Annotated in this window: 16 protein-coding genes; 13 read left to right on the forward strand and 3 right to left on the reverse strand. The window is 57.5% G+C overall.

Annotated elements, in window-relative coordinates; translation table 11 throughout:
- From murD to mutT, 12 genes are all read left to right on the forward strand, one after another.
- Positions 1-1317: a UDP-N-acetylmuramoyl-L-alanine--D-glutamate ligase gene (murD, locus tag QZ766_RS19655; protein WP_297206226.1), complete on the forward strand. Its 1317-nt coding sequence runs from the start codon at positions 1-3 to the stop codon at positions 1315-1317.
- The gene (gene ftsW, locus QZ766_RS19660; protein WP_297206228.1) at positions 1317-2561 is read left to right on the forward strand and encodes a cell division protein FtsW; all 1245 of its coding nucleotides are present in this window, start codon (positions 1317-1319) and stop codon (positions 2559-2561) included. Before murD ends, ftsW begins: the two co-directional genes overlap by 1 nt.
- Entirely contained in the window at positions 2558-3625 is a 1068-nt protein-coding gene (gene murG, locus QZ766_RS19665; protein ID WP_297206230.1) for an undecaprenyldiphospho-muramoylpentapeptide beta-N-acetylglucosaminyltransferase, read from the forward strand. The genes ftsW and murG overlap by 4 nt, the downstream gene beginning before the upstream one ends.
- 57 nt (positions 3626-3682) lie before the next feature.
- Entirely contained in the window at positions 3683-5149 is a 1467-nt protein-coding gene (murC, locus tag QZ766_RS19670; RefSeq protein ID WP_297206231.1) for a UDP-N-acetylmuramate--L-alanine ligase, read from the forward strand.
- Positions 5142-6062: a D-alanine--D-alanine ligase gene (locus tag QZ766_RS19675; RefSeq protein WP_297206233.1), complete on the forward strand. Its 921-nt coding sequence runs from the start codon at positions 5142-5144 to the stop codon at positions 6060-6062. The genes murC and QZ766_RS19675 overlap by 8 nt, the downstream gene beginning before the upstream one ends.
- Position 6063: 1 nt before the next feature.
- Complete coding sequence (ftsQ, locus tag QZ766_RS19680) at positions 6064-6897, forward strand: cell division protein FtsQ (protein ID WP_297206234.1); 834 nt, start codon at positions 6064-6066, stop codon at positions 6895-6897.
- A complete protein-coding gene (gene ftsA, locus QZ766_RS19685; RefSeq protein ID WP_097162871.1) occupies positions 6894-8150 on the forward strand; it encodes a cell division protein FtsA in 1257 nt (418 codons plus the stop codon). The genes ftsQ and ftsA overlap by 4 nt, the downstream gene beginning before the upstream one ends.
- A 62-nt stretch (positions 8151-8212) precedes the next feature.
- Entirely contained in the window at positions 8213-9358 is a 1146-nt protein-coding gene (gene ftsZ, locus QZ766_RS19690; protein ID WP_297206235.1) for a cell division protein FtsZ, read from the forward strand.
- Positions 9359-9458: 100 nt separating this feature from the next.
- On the forward strand, positions 9459-10376 hold the full coding sequence (lpxC, locus tag QZ766_RS19695; RefSeq protein ID WP_297206237.1) for a UDP-3-O-acyl-N-acetylglucosamine deacetylase: 918 nt from the start codon (positions 9459-9461) through the stop codon (positions 10374-10376).
- 256 nt (positions 10377-10632) lie between these two features.
- A complete protein-coding gene (gene secM, locus QZ766_RS19700; RefSeq protein ID WP_297206238.1) occupies positions 10633-11139 on the forward strand; it encodes a secA translation cis-regulator SecM in 507 nt (168 codons plus the stop codon).
- Between the two features lie 61 nt (positions 11140-11200).
- The gene (secA, locus tag QZ766_RS19705; RefSeq protein WP_297206239.1) at positions 11201-13906 is read left to right on the forward strand and encodes a preprotein translocase subunit SecA; all 2706 of its coding nucleotides are present in this window, start codon (positions 11201-11203) and stop codon (positions 13904-13906) included.
- Between the two features lie 58 nt (positions 13907-13964).
- A complete protein-coding gene (mutT, locus tag QZ766_RS19710; RefSeq protein WP_297206240.1) occupies positions 13965-14357 on the forward strand; it encodes an 8-oxo-dGTP diphosphatase MutT in 393 nt (130 codons plus the stop codon).
- Positions 14358-14400: 43 nt separating this feature from the next.
- Here the strand turns inward: mutT and yacG are convergent, their stop codons facing one another.
- The 3 genes from yacG to coaE are packed head-to-tail and all read right to left on the reverse strand — an operon-like array spanning position 14401 to position 15968.
- A complete protein-coding gene (yacG, locus tag QZ766_RS19715) occupies positions 14401-14595 on the reverse strand; it encodes a DNA gyrase inhibitor YacG (RefSeq protein WP_297206242.1) in 195 nt (64 codons plus the stop codon).
- A gap of 9 nt (positions 14596-14604) precedes the next feature.
- Entirely contained in the window at positions 14605-15348 is a 744-nt protein-coding gene (gene zapD / locus QZ766_RS19720; RefSeq protein WP_297206244.1) for a cell division protein ZapD, read from the reverse strand.
- Complete coding sequence (coaE, locus tag QZ766_RS19725; RefSeq protein WP_297206246.1) at positions 15348-15968, reverse strand: dephospho-CoA kinase; 621 nt, start codon at positions 15966-15968, stop codon at positions 15348-15350. Before coaE ends, zapD begins: the two co-directional genes overlap by 1 nt.
- 218 nt (positions 15969-16186) lie before the next feature.
- Between coaE and QZ766_RS19730 the strand changes: the two genes are divergently transcribed.
- Positions 16187-17230, forward strand: coding sequence for a GMP reductase (locus QZ766_RS19730; RefSeq protein WP_297206248.1), 1044 nt, complete (start codon positions 16187-16189; stop codon positions 17228-17230).
- The last annotated feature ends 20 nt before the right edge of the window (positions 17231-17250 follow it).

Genomic DNA, 17250 nt, shown 5'->3' on the forward strand with positions numbered 1-17250 from the left:
ATGGCGGATTATCAGGGCAAAAAAGTCGTCATTATCGGTCTGGGCATGACCGGGCTCTCCTGCGTGGATTTCTTCCTCGCGCGCGGCGTGACGCCCCGGGTGATGGACACCCGCAGCGCGCCGTCGGGCCTCGACAAGCTGCCTGAAGTCGTCGAGCGCCACGTGGGCGGCCTTAACGAAGACTGGCTGCTGGCCGCGGATCTGATTGTGGCAAGCCCTGGTATCGCGCTGGCGCATCCTTCTCTCAGCGCGGCGGTGGACGCCGGCGTCGAGATCGTTGGCGACATCGAGCTGTTCTGCCGTGAGGCCCAGGCACCCGTCATCGCTATTACCGGCTCCAACGGAAAAAGCACCGTCACTACGCTGGTGGGCGAGATGGCAAAAGCGGCAGGCGTAAATGTCGGCGTGGGCGGAAATATTGGCCTGCCGGCGTTGATGCTGCTGGACGTCTCCCGCGAGCTGTACGTGCTTGAACTCTCCAGCTTCCAGCTGGAAACAACATCAAGCCTGCAGGCGGTGGCGGCGACCATCCTCAACGTGACGGAAGATCACATGGACCGCTATCCGTTTGGCCTGCAGCAGTACCGCGCCGCCAAGCTGCGGGTCTATGAAAACGCGCGCACCTGCGTGGTGAACGCCGACGATGCGCTCACGATGCCGATACGCGGCGCAGATGAGCGCTGCGTAAGTTTCGGCGTCAACATTGGCGACTATCACCTGAACCGCCAGCAGGGGGAAACCTGGCTGCGGGTGAAGGGCGAAAAAGTGCTTAATGTGAAAGAGATGACGCTTAGCGGGCTGCACAACTACAGCAACGCGCTGGCGGCGCTGGCGCTGGCGGATGCCGCGGGCCTGCCCCGCGCCAGTAGCCTGAAAGCGCTGACCACCTTTACCGGGCTGGCGCACCGCTTCCAGCTGGTTCTTGAACACAACGGCGTGCGCTGGATCAACGACTCAAAAGCAACGAATGTCGGCAGCACCGAAGCGGCCCTTAACGGCCTGCAGGTTGACGGCACGCTGCACCTGCTGCTGGGCGGCGACGGCAAGTCCGCCGATTTTTCGCCGCTGGGCGCGCATCTGACCGGTGACAATGTTCGCCTGTGGTGCTTTGGCCGCGATGGCGATGCGCTAATGGCGCTGCGCCCGGAAGTGTCCACCCGTACGGAAACGATGGAGGAAGCCATGCGCCTCATCGCGCCGCAGCTGAAATCCGGCGATATGGTTCTGCTCTCGCCGGCCTGTGCCAGCCTCGACCAGTTTAAAAATTTCGAGCAGCGCGGCGATATCTTCGCCCGGCTGGCTAAGGAGTTAGGCTGATGCGTCTGTCTCTCCCTCGCCTGCGGCTGCCGCATCTGCCGGGATCGGGGATCCTGGTCTGGCTGTTTTCGGCGCTAAAAGGCTGGGTGATGGCATCGCGTCCGAAGGACAGCGACAGCCTGGTAATGTACGACCGTACGCTGCTGTGGCTGACGTTTGGTCTCGCGGCGATCGGTTTTATTATGGTGACCTCGGCCTCCATGCCGGTCGGCCAGCGTCTGGCAAGCGATCCCTTCCTGTTTGCCAAGCGTGATGGACTGTACATCGTGCTGGCATTTTGTCTGGCGATGATAACCCTGCGCCTGCCGATGAACTTTTGGCAGCGCTACAGCGCCGCAATGCTTATTGCCTCGATCGTCATGCTGCTGATCGTGCTGGTGGTGGGAAGCTCGGTAAACGGTGCCTCGCGCTGGATTGCGCTGGGGCCGCTGCGTATTCAGCCGGCGGAGTTTACCAAGCTGTCGCTGTTCTGCTACATCGCCAACTATCTGGTGCGCAAAGGGGACGAGGTGCGCAATAACCTGCGCGGCTTCCTCAAGCCGATGGGCGTGATTTTCGTACTGGCGATTTTGCTGCTGGCCCAGCCCGATCTCGGTACGGTGGTGGTGCTGTTCGTTACTACGCTGGCGATGCTGTTTCTCGCGGGCGCGAAGCTCTGGCAGTTCATCGCCATTATCGGTATGGGGATTTCGGCGGTGGTGCTGTTGATCCTCGCTGAGCCTTACCGTATTCGCCGCGTAACCTCCTTCTGGAATCCGTGGGAAGATCCCTTCGGCAGCGGCTACCAGCTGACCCAGTCGCTGATGGCGTTTGGCCGCGGCGAAATGTGGGGGCAGGGGCTCGGCAACTCGGTGCAGAAACTGGAGTATTTACCGGAAGCACACACCGACTTTATCTTCGCCATCATCGGCGAGGAGCTGGGCTATATCGGTGTGGTGCTGGCGCTTTTAATGGTATTCTTCGTCGCTTTCCGCGCCATGTCCATTGGCCGCAAGGCGCTGGAAATTGACCAGCGTTTCTCCGGGTTTTTAGCCTGCTCTATCGGCATCTGGTTCAGCTTTCAGGCGCTGGTTAACGTCGGCGCAGCGGCAGGTATGCTGCCGACCAAAGGTCTGACGCTGCCGCTTATCAGCTACGGCGGTTCCAGCCTGCTGATTATGTCGACGGCCATTATGTTACTGTTAAGAATTGATTATGAAACGCGCCTGGAGAAGGCCCAGGCGTTTACGCGGGGTGTGCGATGAGCGGTCAGGAAAAGCGGTTGATGGTGATGGCGGGCGGTACCGGGGGACATGTATTCCCGGGGCTGGCCGTTGCGCACCATCTGATGGATCAGGGCTGGCAGGTACGCTGGCTCGGAACCGCGGATCGCATGGAGGCCGATCTGGTGCCGAAACACGGTATCGATATCGACTTTATTCGCATTTCCGGCCTGCGCGGCAAAGGGCTCAAAGCCCAGCTGCTGGCGCCAGTGCGGATTTTCAACGCCTGGCGTCAGGCGCGGGCCATCATGAAGCGCTTTAAGCCGGACGCGGTACTGGGAATGGGCGGTTATGTTTCTGGTCCCGGCGGACTGGCGGCCTGGTCGCTGGGGATCCCGGTGGTACTGCACGAGCAGAACGGCATTGCCGGATTGACCAATAAGTGGCTGGCGAAAATTGCCAAAACGGTGCTGCAGGCGTTTCCGGGGGCGTTTCCCGAAGCGGAGGTTGTGGGTAATCCGGTGCGGGTTGACGTACTGGCCCTGCCGCTGCCGCGCCAGCGCCTCACCGGGCGCACCGGTCCTGTCCGCGTGCTGGTGATCGGCGGTTCCCAGGGCGCCCGCGTCCTGAATCAGACGCTGCCGCAGGTGGCTGCGAAGCTCGGGGATGCCGTCACTATCTGGCATCAGTGCGGCAAAGGCGCGCAGCAGACCGTAGAACAGGCGTATGCCGATGCCGGTCAGCCGCAGCATCGGGTGACTGAGTTTATTGATGATATGGCTGCCGCCTACGCGTGGGCTGATGTTGTGGTTTGCCGCTCCGGCGCGCTGACCGTGAGCGAAATCGCCGCTGCCGGCCTGCCGGCCATCTTTGTGCCGTTTCAGCATAAAGACCGGCAGCAGTACTGGAACGCGCTGCCGCTTGAGAAAGCGGGCGCGGCCAAAATTTTTGAGCAGCCGCAGTTCACTGCAGAAGCCGTTGCCAGCACCCTTGCGGGCTGGGACAGAAATACATTGCTGGAGATGGCCGAGCGCGCGCGTGCCGCCGCCATCACCGATGCGACCGATCGGGTTGCAAATGAAGTAAGCCTGGCAGCACAGGCATAATCATCGCAGCGCCTTTTGCGCTGCGCGAATTTTGAAGTAGTCGATGGCGTTTAAAGAATGAATACACAACAACTGGCGAAACTGCGTTCCATTGTGCCCGAGATGCGTCGCGTCCGGCACATTCACTTTGTCGGCATCGGCGGTGCCGGCATGGGCGGTATTGCCGAAGTGTTGGCTAACGAAGGGTATCAAATTAGCGGTTCGGATCTGGCGCCGAATCCGGTGACTCAGCAGCTGTCGGCGCTGGGTGCCACTATCTACTTTAACCATCGCCCGGAAAACGTCAGCGATGCCAGCGTGGTGGTCGTTTCCAGCGCTATCTCTGCGGATAATCCGGAGATTGTCGCTGCCCACGAAGCGCGTATTCCGGTGATCCGCCGCGCAGAAATGCTCGCGGAGCTGATGCGTTTTCGCCACGGCATTGCGGTGGCCGGCACCCACGGCAAAACCACTACCACGGCGATGGTCTCCAGCATTTATGCAGAAGCGGGCCTCGATCCGACGTTTGTTAACGGTGGCCTGGTAAAAGCCGCCGGCGTGCATGCCCGTCTGGGACACAGCCGCTATCTGATCGCCGAAGCCGATGAAAGCGACGCGTCTTTCCTGCATCTGCAGCCGATGGTCGCCATCGTGACCAATATCGAAGCTGACCACATGGATACCTACCAGGGCGACTTCGAAAACTTAAAGCAGACGTTTATTAATTTTCTGCACAATCTGCCGTTTTATGGACGTGCGGTGATGTGCGTCGACGATCCGGTTATTCGCGAGCTTTTACCTCGCGTAGGTCGTCAGATAACCACCTATGGCTTTAGCGAAGACGCTGACGTTCGGGTAGAAGAGTATCGCCAGATAGGCGCGCAGGGCCACTTTACGCTTATCCGTCAGGACAAAGCCCCGCTGGCCGTCACTCTTAACGCGCCGGGCCGACACAACGCCCTTAACGCTGCCGCCTCGGTTGCGGTTGCCACGGAAGAGGGCATTGACGACGACGCTATCCTGCGCGCGCTGGCAAGCTTCCAGGGAACCGGGCGTCGCTTTGACTTCCTCGGCGAGTTTCCCCTGGCTGAAGTTAACGGCAAAAGCGGCAGTGCCATGCTGGTGGACGATTACGGCCATCATCCGACCGAAGTCGACGCCACTATCAAAGCCGCCCGCGCGGGCTGGCCGGATAAAAATCTGGTGATGCTGTTTCAGCCGCACCGCTATACCCGCACGCGGGATCTGTATGACGATTTCGCCAACGTGCTGACCCAGGTTGATAGCCTGCTGATGCTGGACGTATATCCGGCTGGCGAAGCGCCGATTCCGGGCGCGGACAGCCGCTCGCTGTGCCGCACTATTCGCGGGCGCGGCAAGGTGGATCCGATTCTGGTTTCCGATACGAATCAGGTTGCCGCTATGCTCGCGCCAGTGCTGACCGGTAACGATCTGATTCTGGTGCAGGGTGCGGGCAACGTGGGCAAAATCGCCCGCGCGCTGGCGGAAGGCAAACTGCGCCCGCAGGAGGAAAATCATGCCTGATAATGTTGCGGTGCTGCTTGGCGGCACCTCTGCAGAGCGTGAGGTCTCCCTTAATTCCGGGGCTGCCGTCCTGGCCGCGCTGCGGGAGTCCGGCATTGCCGCTGCCGCATTCGATCCGCGCGAGCAGGACGTGACTCAGCTGAAAGCGCTGGGCTTTGAAAAGGTCTTTATCGCCCTGCACGGTCGCGGCGGCGAGGACGGCACGTTGCAGGGATTGCTGGAGCTGCTCGATATTCCCTACACCGGCAGCGGCGTAATGGCCTCTGCTATTTCGATGGATAAACAGCGCAGCAAGCTGCTGTGGCAGGGCGCGGGATTACCCGTCGCGCCCTGGGTCGCCGTGACCCGCCGCCAGTTTGCCGCCGGGCTGAGCGATGAGCAGCAGCAGAGCATTGCCGCGCTGGGACTGCCGGTCATTATTAAACCCAGCCGGGAAGGTTCCAGCGTGGGGATGTCGAAAGTCAGCGAAATCTGCGCGCTCAACGATGCGCTGGCGCTTGCTTTTCAGCACGATGATGAAGTTTTAATCGAAAAATGGCTCAGCGGGCCCGAATATACGATTGCGGTGGTCGGTGAAGAAATTTTACCGTCAATTCGTATCCAACCCGCCGGAGTCTTCTATGATTATGAGGCTAAGTATCTCTCTGATGAGACGCAGTATTTTTGTCCAGGTAGTGAAGATCCGGCTCAGGAAGCGCAAATGCGCGTTTTAGCACAAAAAGCGTGGGAAAACCTGGGCTGTTCTGGCTGGGGACGTATCGACGTTATGCAGGACAGTGATGGTCAATTTTATCTGCTGGAGGCAAATACCTCTCCGGGGATGACCAGCCACAGTCTGGTACCCATGGCCGCGCGCCAGGCGGGGATCAGTTTCCCGCAGTTGGTAGTACGCATTTTGGACCTGGCGGGGTGATATGTCGCAGGCAGCGCTGAACGCGCGTAACCGTGAAGAAGAAGAGGTTGCTTCCTCACGGCGAAACAACGGAACCCGGCTGGCGGGGATTATTTTCCTGCTGGCGGTGCTCTGTACTATCTTTGCCAGCGGCTGGGTGGTGCTGGGCTGGATGGAAGATGCGCAGCGGCTGCCGCTGTCACGACTGGTGCTAACGGGTGACCGGCACTACACGCGCAATGACGATGTGCGGCAGGCTATTCTGGCTTTGGGCTCGCCCGGCACTTTTATGACTCAGGACGTTAATATCATCCAGAGTCAAATCGAACGCCTGCCGTGGATCAAGCAGGCGAGCGTTCGCAAGCAGTGGCCGGACGAATTGAAGATTCATCTGGTTGAATATGTGCCCATAGCGCGATGGAATGACCAGCATATGGTTGATGCCGACGGCAACGCATTCAGCGTACCGGCGAATCGCAGCAGCAAGCAGAAGCTGCCTATGTTGTATGGGCCCGAGGGCAGCCAGAGTGAAGTGCTGCAAGGCTATCGCGACATGGGGCAGGTGCTGGCGAAAGATAGATTTACGTTGAAAGAGGCGGCAATGACCGCGCGCCGCTCCTGGCAACTGACGCTGAGTAACGATATCAAGTTAAATTTGGGCCGCGGCGACACGATGAAAAGGCTTGAGCGCTTTTTAGAACTCTATCCGGTTCTACAACAGCAGGCGCAGTCCGAGAACAAGCGGATTAGCTATGTTGATTTGCGTTATGACTCAGGCGCCGCGGTAGGCTGGGAGCCGGCTCCGGTAGAGGAAACTCATCAACAAACGAATCAGGCACAGGCAGAGCAACAATGATCAAAGCGACGGACAGAAAACTGGTAGTAGGGCTGGAAATTGGTACCGCGAAGGTAGCCGCTTTGGTAGGGGAAGTTCTGCCCGACGGAATGGTCAACATTATCGGCGTGGGGAGCTGCCCGTCCCGGGGCATGGATAAAGGCGGTGTTAACGATCTTGAGTCGGTCGTGAAGTGCGTCCAGCGCGCTATCGATCAGGCGGAGCTGATGGCGGACTGCCAGATCTCTTCTGTCTACCTGGCGCTTTCGGGCAAGCATATTAGCTGTCAGAATGAAATCGGGATGGTGCCTATCTCGGAAGAGGAAGTGACGCAGGAAGATGTTGAGAACGTGGTGCATACGGCAAAATCCGTTCGCGTTCGTGACGAGCATCGCGTTCTGCACGTTATTCCGCAGGAGTATGCCATTGACTACCAGGAAGGGATCAAGAACCCTGTAGGTCTGTCGGGCGTTCGCATGCAGGCTAAGGTTCATCTGATTACCTGCCATAACGATATGGCGAAAAATATCGTTAAAGCGGTTGAGCGCTGCGGGCTGAAAGTGGACCAGCTGATCTTTGCCGGACTGGCATCCAGCTATTCGGTACTGACGGAAGATGAACGTGAGCTGGGCGTCTGTGTCGTCGACGTCGGCGGTGGTACTATGGATATCGCGGTCTATACCGGCGGCGCACTGCGCCACACGAAAGTTATCCCCTACGCGGGGAATGTCGTGACCAGCGATATCGCTTACGCTTTTGGCACCCCACCGAGTGATGCCGAGGCGATTAAAGTTCGCCACGGCTGTGCGTTGGGTTCAATCGTCGGCAAAGACGAAAGTGTGGAAGTTCCGAGCGTGGGCGGTCGTCCGCCGCGTAGCCTGCAGCGTCAGACGCTGGCAGAAGTGATTGAGCCGCGCTACACCGAGCTGCTCAACCTGGTAAACGAAGAGATTTTGCAGCTGCAGGAACAGCTGCGCCAGCAGGGTGTCAAACACCATCTGGCCGCAGGGATTGTTCTGACCGGCGGCGCGGCGCAAATTGAGGGCCTCGCGGCCTGCGCCCAGCGCGTGTTCCATACCCAGGTGCGCATCGGCGCACCGCTGAATATTACCGGTTTAACGGATTATGCCCAGGAGCCGTACTACTCAACGGCGGTGGGTCTGCTGCACTACGGAAAAGAGTCGCATCTGAGTGGTGAAGCAGAAGTGGAAAAACGTGTCGCAGTGAGCTCGTGGATCAAGCGAATCAACACCTGGCTGCGAAAAGAGTTTTAATTTTAAAAGAGAGCGCAGAAAATTAGCGCTCTCAGGCGACAGGCACAAAACGGAGAGAAACTATGTTTGAACCAATGGAATTAACCAACGACGCGGTGATTAAAGTCATCGGCGTCGGTGGGGGCGGCGGTAACGCCGTCGAACACATGGTGCGTGAACGCATCGAAGGTGTTGAGTTTTTTGCAGTGAACACTGATGCTCAGGCATTGCGTAAAACCGCCGTGGGTCAGACTATCCAGATTGGTAACGGCATCACTAAAGGTCTGGGCGCAGGCGCGAATCCGGAAGTGGGCCGCAACGCGGCGGATGAGGATCGTGAATCCCTGCGTGCTGCCCTCGAAGGCGCCGACATGGTGTTTATCGCAGCCGGCATGGGCGGCGGTACCGGCACTGGTGCAGCTCCCGTTGTCGCTGAAGTTGCTAAAGATTTAGGTATCCTGACCGTTGCCGTGGTCACTAAGCCCTTCAACTTTGAAGGCAAAAAGCGCATGGCGTTTGCGGAGCAGGGTATTGCAGAACTGTCCAAGCACGTTGACTCGCTGATCACTATCCCGAACGACAAGCTGCTGAAAGTGCTTGGCCGCGGTATCTCTCTGCTGGACGCGTTTGGCGCGGCTAACGACGTGCTGAAAGGCGCGGTGCAGGGTATCGCCGAGCTGATTACGCGTCCGGGCCTGATGAACGTCGACTTTGCTGACGTGCGCACCGTAATGTCCGAAATGGGCTACGCCATGATGGGCTCCGGCCTGGCAAGCGGTGAAGATCGCGCGGAAGAAGCGGCTGAAATGGCTATCTCTTCTCCGCTGCTGGAAGATATCGATCTTTCCGGCGCGCGCGGCGTGCTGGTCAACATCACCGCGGGCTTCGACCTGCGTCTGGATGAGTTCGAAACCGTCGGTAACACCATCCGCGCATTCGCATCGGATAACGCCACCGTGGTTATCGGTACTTCTCTTGATCCGGACATGAACGACGAACTGCGCGTTACTGTCGTTGCGACCGGTATTGGTATGGATAAGCGTCCTGAAATCACGCTGGTGACTAACAAGCAGCAGCCGGTGATGGATCGCTATCAGCAGCACGGTATGGCGCCGCTGACTCAGGAACAGAAACCTGCGGCTAAAGTGGTCAATGACAATCCGTCTACCACCACTAAAGAGCCGGATTATCTGGATATTCCAGCGTTCTTGCGCAAGCAGGCTGATTAAGAATAACCCGTAAATTGGGTATTCGACGCTCTTTGTGCTACACTGGCGCGCCGGTTGTATAGTACAATCGGGTTAGGTAGGTAATTGGCGAGATTATACGATGATCAAACAAAGGACTCTTAAACGTATCGTTCAGGCGACTGGTGTCGGTTTACATACCGGCAAGAAAGTCACCCTGACGCTGCGCCCTGCGCCGGCAAACACCGGGGTCATCTATCGTCGCACCGACTTGAATCCACCGGTTGATTTCCCGGCAGATGCCAAATCTGTGCGTGATACAATGCTCTGTACTTGCCTGGTTAACGAGCATGACGTACGGATCTCCACCGTAGAGCATCTTAATGCCGCGCTGGCAGGTCTTGGCATCGACAACATCGTTGTAGAAGTCAACGCGCCGGAAATCCCCATTATGGACGGCAGCGCCGCGCCTTTCGTATACCTGCTGCTTGATGCTGGTATTGAAGAGCTGAGCAGTGCCAAAAAGTTTGTACGCATTAAAGAAACCGTTCGCGTTGAAGATGGCGATAAGTGGGCTGAATTCAAGCCGTTCAATGGTTTTTCGCTGGATTTCACCATCGACTTTAACCATCCGGCCATTGATGCAGGTAACCAGCGCTATCAGCTGAACTTCTCGGCAGACGCCTTTATGCGTCAGATTAGCCGGGCGCGTACCTTCGGTTTCATGCGCGATATCGAATATTTGCAGTCCCGCGGATTAGCGCTGGGCGGCAGCTTCGATTGTGCCATCGTTGTTGACGATTATCGCGTTCTGAACGAAGACGGTCTGCGCTTCGAAGATGAATTTGTCCGTCACAAAATGCTTGATGCGATCGGTGACCTGTTCATGTGCGGTCACAACATCATCGGCGCATTTACGGCGTACAAATCGGGTCACGCGTTAAACAACAAACTGCTGCAGGCTGTCCTGGCTAAACAGGAAGCGTGGGAGTTCGTGACCTTCGAAGACGAAGCAGAAGTTCCGCTGGCGTTCAAAGCACCTAAAACCGTTCTTGCCTGAGCCTGAACGCGTCATAAATTCGACTGGTAACCTGGCACTCTCTCCGTCAGGAAGCCAGTCGTTTTTTATTTCTGTCCCTGCTTCTCTTTTCTCTCCTGCTCTTAACTTTTTTAACATTATCCAGCGCGATCGCTGAATTACTGAGCGTATTTCCCCTCTTAACCACGTCATTCCTGCTGCTGGCATGTGCCATTAGTGGTACTATCGGGGCGCGAAAATTTACGGATTGGCTAATTCACACAAGGTGACCCTCGACGTGAGCGGAATACTGACGCGCTGGCGACAGTTTGGCAGACGCTACTTCTGGCCGCATCTCCTGCTGGGGATGGTCGCGGCTGGTTTTGGCCTGCCCGCAATAGCGAGCGGCACAGAGTCTGTTTCACCAGCAAGGGCCACAAGCAGCAATCACCACGCTGCTCCGGGGGCGCGGTTCTCGCAGCTGGCGCTGCTCGAAAGCAGCCGACGCCCGACCTTTACGGTTGATTACTGGCACCAGCACGCCATCCGAACCGTCATTCGCCACCTTTCCTTCGCTATGGCGCCGCAGGCACTGCCCGTAGCGGAAGCCAGCTCCCCTCTGGAAATCCATCATCTTGCTCTGCTGGACACCCTCAGCGATTTGCTGATGCGCGAAAGTCAGCCTCCGGCCATCGTACGAACTGCAGTGCAGCGTACTCTGGACGTTGAACGTGCAGGCTTCAGCATCAGTGCCTGGGTGAGTCAGGTTCAGGGCATTCGCGCCGGGCCTCAGCGCTTTAGTTAATAAAAATATCACTTCAACTAATAACTAAGGCTCCGTTGAACGGAGTGTTTGAGATTTTATTATGCTTACTAAATTGTTAACTAAAGTTTTTGGTAGCCGTAACGATCGTACGCTGCGCCGCATGCGCAAAGCGGTTGTCCAGATTAACGCCATGGAACCGGAGCTGGAAAAGCTTTCCGACGACGAACTTAAAGCGAAAACGCAGGAGTTCCGCGCTCGCCTGGAGAAAGGCGAAACCGTGGATAGCCTGATCCCGGAAGCCTTCGCCGTAGTGCGCGAGGCCAGCAAACGCGTGTTCGGCATGCGCCACTTCGACGTCCAGCTTCTCGGCGGGATGGTGCTTAACGATCGCTGCATTGCGGAAATGCGCACCGGTGAAGGTAAAACCCTGACGGCAACGCTGCCGGCCTACCTTAATGCCCTGTCCGGTAAAGGCGTTCACGTGGTTACCGTCAACGACTATCTGGCGCAGCGCGACGCCGAAAATAACCGTCCTTTATTCGAATTCCTCGGCATGAGCGTGGGCATCAACATGTCTGGCCTGCCGGCACCGGCCAAGCGTGAAGCTTATGCCGCGGATATCACCTACGGCACCAACAACGAATACGGTTTCGACTACCTGCGCGACAACATGGCGTTCAGCCCGGAAGAGCGCGTTCAGCGCAAGCTGCACTACGCGCTGGTGGATGAGGTTGACTCCATCCTCATTGATGAAGCCCGTACGCCGCTGATCATCTCTGGCCCGGCAGAAGACAGCTCCGAGATGTACCAGCAGGTCAACAAAATCATTCCGCACCTGGTTCGCCAGGAAAAAGAGGACTCTGATACCTTCCAGGGCGAAGGTCACTTCTCGGTGGATGAAAAATCGCGTCAGGTTAACCTGACCGAGCGCGGCCTGGTGCTGGTGGAAGAGCTGCTGGTGCGCGAAGGGATTATGGAAGAGGGCGAATCTCTCTACTCCCCGACCAACATTATGCTGATGCATCATGTCACCGCTGCCCTGCGCGCCCACGTGCTGTTTACCCGTGACGTTGACTACATCGTTAAAGATGGCGAAGTCATCATCGTCGACGAACACACCGGCCGTACGATGCAGGGCCGCCGCTGGTCAGATGGTCTGCATCAGGCGGTAGAGGCAAAAGAAGGCGTCGATATTCAGAACGAAAACCAGACTCTGGCCTCGATCACTTTCCAGAACTACTTCCGCCTGTATGAAAAACTGGCCGGGATGACCGGTACGGCAGATACCGAAGCATTTGAATTCAGCTCCATTTATAAGCTGGATACCGTCGTCGTGCCGACTAACCGCCCGATGATCCGTAAGGATATGCCCGATCTGGTCTACATGACCGAAGCTGAGAAAATTCAGGCAATCATTGAAGATATCCGCGAGCGTACCGCTAACGGCCAGCCGGTGCTGGTGGGGACTATCTCCATTGAAAAATCCGAGGTGGTGTCCCACGAGCTGACCAAAGCCGGCGTGAAACATAACGTGCTGAACGCCAAGTTCCACGCCAGCGAAGCGGATATCGTGGCCCAGGCCGGCTATCCGTCTACCGTAACCATTGCCACCAACATGGCTGGTCGCGGTACCGACATCATGCTCGGCGGCAGCTGGCAGGCTGAAGTGGCGCAGCTGGAAAATCCGACAGAAGAACAGATTGCCAAAATCAAAGCCGACTGGCAGGTGCGTCACGACGCCGTGCTGGCGGCAGGCGGCCTGCACATCGTCGGTACCGAACGTCACGAGTCGCGCCGTATCGATAACCAGCTGCGCGGCCGTTCTGGTCGTCAGGGCGATGCCGGTTCATCCCGCTTCTACCTGTCGATGGAAGATGCCCTGATGCGCATTTTTGCCTCGGATCGTGTATCCGGCATGATGCGTAAGCTGGGCATGAAACCCGGCGAGGCTATCGAGCATCCGTGGGTTACCAAAGCGATTGCTAACGCCCAGCGCAAAGTGGAAAGCCGCAACTTTGACATTCGTAAGCAGCTGCTGGAGTACGACGATGTTGCCAACGATCAGCGCCGCGCTATCTACAGCCAGCGTAATGAACTGCTGGACGTTTCCGACGTAAGCGAAACTATCTCCAGCATTCGTGAAGACGTCTTTAAAGCGACCATCGATAACTACATTCCGCCGCAGTCTCTGGAAGAGATGTGGGACGTGCAGGGCCTGCAAGAGCGTCTGAAGAATGACTTCGATCTTGAGATGCCGATTGCAGAATGGCTGGACAAGGAACCGGATCTGCATGAAGAGACGCTGCGCGAGCGTATCCTGCAGAATGCCGTTGAGGTTTACAAAAACAAAGAAGAAGTGGTTGGCGTTGAAATGATGCGCCACTTCGAGAAAGGCGTCATGCTGCAAACGCTGGACTCCCTGTGGAAAGAGCACCTGGCTGCGATGGACTATCTGCGTCAGGGCATCCACCTGCGCGGCTACGCGCAGAAAGATCCGAAACAGGAATACAAGCGCGAATCCTTCTCTATGTTTGCCGCTATGCTTGAGTCGCTGAAGTATGAAGTGGTCAGCACCCTGAGCAAAGTGCAGGTCCGCATGCCGGAAGAAGTAGAAGAGATGGAAGAGCAGCGTCGCCAGGAGGCTGAACGTCTGGCCCAGATGCAGCAGCTCAGCCATCAGGACGATGAAACCGAGGCGGCGGAAGCGCTGGCCTCCCAGAGCGGCGAGCGCAAAATTGGCCGCAACGATCCGTGCCCGTGCGGTTCCGGTAAAAAGTACAAGCAGTGCCACGGCCGCCTGAGCTAAAAGCAAACTATTAACGATAAGGCGCTGGCAACAGCGCTTTTTTTATGGAAGTCACTCAATGAAAGTATTAAAAATATCGACCGGAATTATTCGCAACGCCGCCGGTGAAGTCTTCATCACCCGCCGCGCGGCCGACGGGCACATGGCAAATATGTGGGAGTTTCCCGGCGGAAAAATTGAAGAGGGGGAATCTCCGGAGATGGCCCTTGCCCGCGAACTGTTTGAAGAAGTGGGGATCCTGCCGGAGTCGGCATTCCTTTATGAACAGCTGGAATACCAGTTCCCGGACCGGCATCTCACGCTGTGGTTCTGGCTGGTAGACAGCTGGCAGGGCGAGCCGTTCGGCAAAGAGGGACAGCCCGGGAAATGGATCGCCCCGAGCGAGCTGAATGCCGACGATTTCCCGCCGGCGAACGCTCCCGTCATCGCTAAACTCAAGCAGGAGCAGTAACCGCGCACTCGCGCCGGCAGAAAGTTCCGCCGGTGATGAACGTTTAGTCTTGCTCTTCGCTCCAGCTATCGCTTTCTGAGAGATCGCTCCGGCTCGGGATACGCTTCTCTTCCGCCGCCCACTCGCCGAGATCGATCAGCTGGCAGCGCTTGCTGCAAAAGGGCCGGAAGGGGCTTTGCTCGCCCCAGATAACCGGTTTACCGCAGGTAGGGCAGTTTACAGTAGTAACGTCGCTCATGGTGCCTCCTCAGCAACAGGCCAGTTCGAAATCCAGACGTTCAGGAATAGTGCCATTTTCGCTATCCAGCGGCAGGAAGCGAATCGCGAACCGGCTTTTGTGGCCGGAAATTTGCGGGTAGAGCTGCTCTTCCAGTGTCAGCTGCAGGCGCAGCAGATCGGCATCGTCGCCGTTGTCCTGAAAGAAGCCGTTCAGGCTGGTCTGCTTGCGAAACGCCGCCGAGTGGCGGATAAGATCGAGCACCAGATCCATCGCCTGCGTCAGCGGCTGCAGGCTCTCCAGCCAGCGCTCCACCTGCGTATCGCGCTGGGCCTGCGGTGAATGGAGCCAGATGTGCAGCGTTGGTAAGTCAAAGCTGCAGCAGCCGCCGGGAATACTCAGCCGCTGGCGCACAAGCGCTATAAGCCTGTCTTCGCGCAGCAGCTGGCCGATGCGCGGCGCGGAAATCAGCACGCTGCCGCTACTTTTCAGCTGCTGGCGCAGGGCCTCAATCCGGTCGCGATCGACGCCCGGCACGTCATCCCACTGATTCAGCTTGCGCTGCTGGCGCTCCAGCTCTTTAAGCAGTTCGGTTCGCACTTCGCCGCGTTCAAAAACGTCCAGCAGATCCCCGATATTACGAAAGAAATGCAGGGCGCTGGCGTAATCCCGCACCGGCAAATTGCAGTGCAGCTGCTGAACCAGAAACTCAATGCGCAGCCAGGTGCGCATTTTTTCATTCAGCGGATGTTCAAAAAGAACGTGGGTATGCATTACGGTTTTTCCTGTGAATCTGCCTGCGCGGCCAGCATCAGATAGTGCTGGTGCAGGCGGGCAACATCCCCGGCAAGCTTATCGGGGGAGCCATTGTTATCGATAATATCATCGGCGACGGCCAGCCGCGCTTCGCGGGAAGCCTGGGCTGCCAGAATATTCTCTGCATGGGTCTTGCTAACGCCGTCCCGGGCAATGGTTCGCGACAGCTGAGTGGCGGTTGATACATCAACAACCAGCACTCTGTCGGCTTTCTTCCAGAGCTGATTTTCAACCAGCAGCGGCACTACCCACAGCACGTAGGACGACGTTGCCAGGCGCATCTGGCGCCGGGTTTCCTGCTGGATCTGCGGATGCAGAAGGGCATTCAGCCACGCTTTTTCCGCCGGCTGCGAGAAGATGCGCTCTCTGAGCTGGCGCCGGTCGAGGCTGCCGTCAGCAAGCAGTATTGCTGTGCCATAGCGTTCGACAATGGCTTCCAGCCCTGGCGTGCCCGGCTCGACAACCTGTCGGGCGATGATATCGGCATCAATAACGTTAACGTTTAAGCCGGCAAAGGCATCAGCGACCGTGCTCTTTCCGCTGCCGATGCCGCCAGTCAACGCTACGGTGTAAGCCATGATATATCCTGAAGTGACAATGTAATCATAGAGTTAACTGATACTGAGTCGCCTTTCGGCAAGCCAATGTTAACGCGGCTCTTAATCAGGTAAATTTTTAGGATTGTAGCGCAAAAAAAGGCAGAATCGCAGTCTTGCGCAAGGATGATTACTGCGTATGATAACGTCACTGGAGTTGTGCCTACACTTGTTTTGCCTCTAACCCCAGGAATCCGCACATGCGTATTGAAGAAGATCTGAAGCTCGGTTTCAAAGACGTCCTTATCCGCCCCAAGCGCTCTACCCTCAAAAGCCGTTCCGAAGTTGAACTGGAACGCGAATACACCTTTAAACATTCTGGCCTGAAATGGTCTGGCGTACCTGTAATCGCAGCCAACATGGATACCGTGGGCACCTTTGCGATGGCGACAGCGCTGGCGCAGTTCGGCATCCTGACCGCCGTGCATAAGCATTACTCCCCGCAAGAGTGGAGCGCTTTTGTCACTGATTCTGCTGCCGACGTTGTGAAGCACGTTATGGTTTCTACCGGCACCTCCGACGCGGATTTCGAAAAGACCCAGCAGATCCTGCGCGATAACCCGGCGCTGAACTTTATCTGCATTGACGTAGCAAACGGCTATTCTGAGCACTTTGTGCAGTTTGTCGCAAAAGCGCGCGAAGCCTGGCCGAATAAAACCATCTGCGCGGGCAACGTGGTGACCGGCGAAATGTGCGAAGAGCTGATCCTCGCCGGGGCCGACATTGTCAAAGTGGGCATTGGTCCGGGCTCAGTGTGCACCACCCGCGTTAAAACCGGTGTTGGCTACCCGCAGCTTTCTGCCGTCATTGAGTGCGCCGATGCGGCCCACGGCCTTGGTGGACAGATTGTCAGCGATGGCGGCTGTACCACGCCGGGCGACGTGGCAAAAGCCTTCGGCGGCGGCGCAGACTTCGTGATGCTCGGCGGCATGCTGGCCGGCCACGAAGAGAGCGGTGGTACCGTTGTCGAAGAGAACGGCGAGAAGTTTATGCTGTTCTACGGCATGAGCTCCGAGTCGGCGATGAACCGCCACGTCGGCGGCGTGGCAAAATATCGCGCAGCCGAGGGCAAGACCGTTAAGCTGCCTCTGCGCGGTCCGGTTGAGTTTACCGCCCGGGATATTCTCGGCGGCCTTCGCTCCGCCTGCACCTACGTTGGCGCCGCGCGGCTGAAAGAGCTGACTAAGCGCACGACCTTCATCCGCGTGCAGGAGCAGGAGAACCGCGTGTTCAACAGCCTGTAATGCGATCCGGCTGGCGCAGC

The organism is uncultured Pluralibacter sp., from assembly GCF_913775985.1.
In the GTDB taxonomy this organism is placed as follows: domain Bacteria; phylum Pseudomonadota; class Gammaproteobacteria; order Enterobacterales; family Enterobacteriaceae; genus Pluralibacter.